The 4,745-nt window shown below is 37.7% G+C and carries 5 protein-coding genes; 2 read left to right on the plus strand and 3 right to left on the minus strand.

Annotation, left to right across the window (positions count from 1 at the left end; translation table 11 throughout):
• Positions 1 to 303 (minus strand): DUF6588 family protein (locus AC6F75_RS09280; protein WP_500714728.1); only part of this gene is annotated, 303 nt, incomplete at its 3' end.
• Positions 304 to 429: 126 nt separating this feature from the next.
• Complete coding sequence (gene gyrB / locus AC6F75_RS09285; RefSeq protein ID WP_500714729.1) at positions 430 to 2,367, minus strand: DNA topoisomerase (ATP-hydrolyzing) subunit B; 1,938 nt, start codon at positions 2,365 to 2,367, stop codon at positions 430 to 432.
• Between the two features lie 273 nt (positions 2,368 to 2,640).
• Between gyrB and AC6F75_RS09290 the strand changes: the two genes are divergently transcribed.
• Positions 2,641 to 3,183 carry a DUF2911 domain-containing protein gene (locus tag AC6F75_RS09290; RefSeq protein WP_500714730.1) on the plus strand — a complete coding sequence of 181 codons (543 nt, stop codon included), beginning with the start codon at positions 2,641 to 2,643 and terminating at the stop codon, positions 3,181 to 3,183.
• Between the two features lie 3 nt (positions 3,184 to 3,186).
• Here the strand turns inward: AC6F75_RS09290 and AC6F75_RS09295 are convergent, their stop codons facing one another.
• On the minus strand, positions 3,187 to 3,816 hold the full coding sequence (locus AC6F75_RS09295) for a radical SAM protein (protein WP_500714731.1): 630 nt from the start codon (positions 3,814 to 3,816) through the stop codon (positions 3,187 to 3,189).
• A gap of 151 nt (positions 3,817 to 3,967) precedes the next feature.
• Here AC6F75_RS09295 and AC6F75_RS09300 point away from each other — a divergent pair.
• On the plus strand, positions 3,968 to 4,745 hold a 778-nt coding region (locus AC6F75_RS09300), incomplete at its 3' end, for a DUF8729 domain-containing protein (RefSeq protein WP_500714732.1).

Here is a 4,745-nt window from a genome sequence, read left to right on the forward strand (position 1 = left end):
TTCATCTCTGAAATACAAATTGTTATAATCATTGGTATTCAGTGTGAAGCTTCTTTTTTCTTTATTTATAATGGTTGCATTTCCAATAAGTGAAATTTCAAACTTTAAAGGTTTCTTGACTTCGGCAGTTTGCATCCATCCATTTGACAAATTGTAAATCACTCCTTCAGCTGCAGGTTTAATATATCCTTCAGAAAAGCGTTGTGCATCTTCAATACCGGCAGCCAAAAGGTCTTCCAGTTGATTTTGGGAATGGGCAAACACACTTGCAAATAACAAGAATAATATACTAAGTTTTCTCATAATTGTATTTTTTAAAGTCTTCAATATATTAGAACAGTTTAAATTTATAAAACCCGAAACTTTTAAAGTAAAAAAACCTCAATAAAGTTTTAATGAGGTTTTTTAATTAATTAAAAATAGGATTGTTTATACGTCAATATTGGCATAAATTGCATTCTTTTCAATAAATTCTCTACGAGGTGGCACCTCATCGCCCATGAGCATTGAGAAAATATGATCAGCTTCACTCAGGTTATCGATAGTTACCTGTCTTAAGGTTCTGAATTCAGGGTTCATCGTGGTATCCCAAAGTTGTTCTGCATTCATTTCACCAAGACCTTTGTAACGCTGTATTGCAGCACTTCCTCCAAATTCCATATTGATTCTGTCACGGTCTTTATCGCTCCAGGCATAGGTTTTTTTGTTGCCTTTTTTAATCAGGTAAAGTGGCGGTGTAGCAATATAAACGTGCCCGGCTTCAATCAACTCACGCATATAGCGGAAGAAGAACGTAAGAATAAGCGTTGCAATGTGGCTACCATCTACGTCGGCATCACACATAATGACAATTTTATGGTAGCGCAGTTTGGAAAGGTTTAATGCTTTGCTGTCTTCCTCGGTACCGATGGTAACACCAAGTGCCGTGTAAATATTCCTGATTTCTTCGTTTTCAAAAACCTTGTGTTGCATGGCTTTTTCCACGTTAAGGATTTTACCTCTTAGCGGCAAAATGGCCTGAAAATTCCTGTCGCGTCCTTGTTTTGCGGTTCCACCTGCAGAGTCACCCTCAACAAGGAAAACCTCACAAAGTGTTGGATCTTCCTCAGAGCAGTCTGAAAGTTTACCGGGCAGACCTCCTATACTCATCACACTCTTGCGCTGTACAAGCTCACGAGCTTTTGACGCAGCGTGCCTGGCCTGTGCTGCAAGGATTACTTTTTGAACGATGGTCTTGGCATCATCTGGGTTTTCTTCCAGATAATCAGTAAGCATTTCTGAAACTGCCTGACTTACGGCGGCAGTAACTTCCCTGTTGCCCAGTTTGGTTTTGGTTTGACCCTCAAACTGTGGTTCGGCTACTTTCACAGAAACAATGGCTGTTAATCCTTCACGAAAATCATCACCCGAAATCTCAAATTTGAGTTTGTCAAGCAATCCGGAGTTGTCGGCATATTTCTTTAGTGTGGTTGTCAAGCCCCTTCTAAAACCTGAAAGATGCGTACCTCCTTCGTGGGTATTGATATTGTTAACGTATGAATGTAAGTTTTCATTGAAGGAGTTGTTGTAAATCATGGCCACCTCAACGGGAATATCATTTTTTTCAGACTCCAGGGAAATAACATTTTTTATTAGCGGCTCACGATTGCCGTCCAGATAACGGATAAACTCCTTTAAGCCTTCTTTGCTATGGAATGTTTCAGTTTCAAAACTTCCGTCTTCATTGGGTTTTCTTCTGTCAGTCAGCGTAATTGTTATTCCTTTATTGAGAAAAGCGAGCTCGCGCATTCTTCCGGCAAGGGTGTCATAAATAAACTCTGTGGTTTGTTGAAAAATGGACGGATCCGGGGTAAAAGTTACCAAGGTACCTCTGTCTATTGCTTCTCCGACAGATTTAACAGGATATAAGGCTTTACCTCGTTCATATTCCTGCTCCCAAATTTTCCCATCGCGATAAACAGTAGCTTTAAGGTGGGTGGAAAGTGCATTTACAACAGAAACCCCAACACCGTGAAGACCTCCGGAAACTTTATAAGAATCTTTATCAAATTTACCCCCTGCACCAATTTTGGTCATCACCACTTCAAGTGCTGAAACGCCTTCTTTTTTGTGAAGGTCAACAGGAATACCCCTACCGTTGTCTTTTACCGATAGTGAACCATTTTCATTCATCCAGATATCAATGCGATCACAATGGCCACCCATAGCTTCATCAATGGAATTATCCACTACTTCATAAACCAAATGGTGCAAACCACGCAGTCCGGTATCACCAATGTACATTGATGGACGCTTGCGCACATGTTCCATTCCTTCCAGTGCCTGAATACTATCGGCACCATAAGTTTTTTTTGATTCTTCGCTCATAAATTTTTTAGGTTGAAATTTTATATTTTAGGAAGCTTTTTGATACTTGTTTTTACAAAAAAAGCTTAACGGGCAAATATAACAAAACCATTAGTAAAATTGAGGTTTAACACATCTTTTGGCTGTTAAGTTATTAACAAATTTCTGTGGAAAAATTATTTTATTTTCAGCTCCGATTTCTATTGAATCTCTACACAAAATTATTTAACATAAAATTTTGACATGCATAGAAGCCTAATTCGTTATTTTTGAGAAATTAAAATTGAATCTTCAATGAAAATTTCAAAACTCACACTCCTTCTTACAATAATATTTTTGTTCCCTTTACAGTCATCTGCTCAAGAATTTCCAAGACTTGATGCCAGTCCGATGGATATTTCGATAGCGAGAAATAATGATATGTCTCCACTAATCCGTGTGATTTACAGCAGGCCACAAAAACGCAACAGGGTTATTTTTGGTGATTTGGTACCTTTCGGTGAAGTATGGCGCACCGGTGCTAACGAAGCCACAGAATTGGAAATATATGAACCTTTGAAGTTTGGCAACGAAATTATTACACCGGGAACATATACACTTTACACTATTCCCAAGGAAAAAGAGTGGGTTGTAATTATTAATTGCGACACCAATGCTTGGGGTGCTTTTAATTATGACGAGAGTTTGGACCATGCACGTCTAACAGTTAAATCACAAAGTGCAGCAGCTACAATTGAATCGCTTTCTATGGCGTTTAAACCCACTTCTAATGGCGTGAGCCTGATGATTGGCTGGGACGATCGTTTTATAGAGGTGCCTTTCACAAAGACAAAATAAACTTTAAGGAATATTGAGGTATTTGTGTGTTTGGAGTGAAACTTTCCATTTGGGATTTTGCATGATATAATCCACTATGAAAGGGGTCATTTTTGCACGATTGCTCCACTCAGGCTGTAAGTACAAAATACAGTTATTGGAAACTTTTGCTGCCTGCTCTTCTGCAAACCTGAAGTCGTCTTTATTAAATACAATTACCTTTAGTTCATTGGCAACCGGATAAATTTCTTCAACTGGTAATTTTATTTTTTTTGGTGAAAGGCAAATCCAGTCCCATTCCCCTGTGAGTTTGTATGCTCCTGAAGTTTCTATATGTGTTTGAAGTCCTTTGGATTTTAAAGCCGTTGTTAACGGCACCATATTCCAAGTAAGCGGCTCACCACCTGTAACCACGATAGTTTTTGAATATTTTACAGCATTCTCAACAATTTGCTCAATTGGTGATGGAGGGTGTAAATCTGCATTCCAGCTTTCTTTAACATCACACCAGTGACAACCCACATCACATCCGCCCACTCTGATAAAATATGCAGCGGTACCTTTGTGAAAACCTTCTCCCTGAATGGTGTAAAATTCCTCCATCAAAGGCAACATCAAACCATCATCTACCAACTCTTGAATTTCTTTTTTCATATGGCTGCAAAGATAGTAAAACCCTGCCTTAAAACTTAATTTGATGTTTTGTCTAACATTTAGTAAAATTATTTTAACTAAAAAAAAATGAAGTTTTTAATTTCTAATGGATATATTTGGAAATCTATTCTATTATCAATCTTAACTTTCAATGAAAAAAAACTCCACAATTACTCAAACGAGAATAAGAATAATAGGGGTCTTACTCCTGATTTTTATTTTCAATTTCGGTTTTTCCCAGAACGATTACACCATTCATTTTCAAGAAGAAATTATTGAATTTCCGGAAAACATTCAAACATTTCAATGGAACCAAATGCCTGAACATGCCTATTTTGACAATGGTTATTTTGGCTGGATTCAATTTTATGAAACTCCAAGTCAAACCATTCAGAACAGGTTCAAAAACGCAAATTTAAAATTGCTGGATTACATTCCTCACAAAACCTATTTGTTTTATTTTCCTGCCAATACTTCGATAGACTTTCTTAGAGACAATGGGGTTCGAGGCATTATTCCGCTGGAAGCGGCTTTTAAAATTTCAAAAGAATTGAATTACCCACCATTTGAATCTTGGGCTATGGACGGCAGTAACATAAAAGTTACAATACAGTTTCATAAAAACGCGCCTCTTGAACTATTAAAAAGTGAGCTGGAAAAATTGCAAATTCAAATTATTCAAGAATATAAAGGGTCAGATTTAATTGATTTGTCTATTCCCGACAATTGTCTAAATGACCTTGCAAGTTTACCGTTTGTAAAATGGGTTGAGCTTATTGTTGCCCCAGATGTTAAAGATGATACACGCGGAAGAAGCATCCATAGGGCTAATAGTCTAGATCCACAGACCAGTGTTGGGGACAATTATACCGGCCTTGGTGTTGGTGTATTGGTCAGAGATGACGGAATTGTTGGCCCACACATAGATA

The organism is Planktosalinus sp. (genome assembly GCF_059864935.1).

Coding starts and splice junctions, on each gene's coding strand:
- gyrB (WP_500714729.1), bottom strand. CDS start 2,367: ATGAGCGAAGAATCAAAAAAAACTTATGGTGCCGATAGTATTCAGGCA.
- AC6F75_RS09290 (WP_500714730.1), top strand. CDS start 2,641: ATGAAAATTTCAAAACTCACACTCCTTCTTACAATAATATTTTTGTTC.
- AC6F75_RS09295 (WP_500714731.1), bottom strand. CDS start 3,816: ATGAAAAAAGAAATTCAAGAGTTGGTAGATGATGGTTTGATGTTGCCT.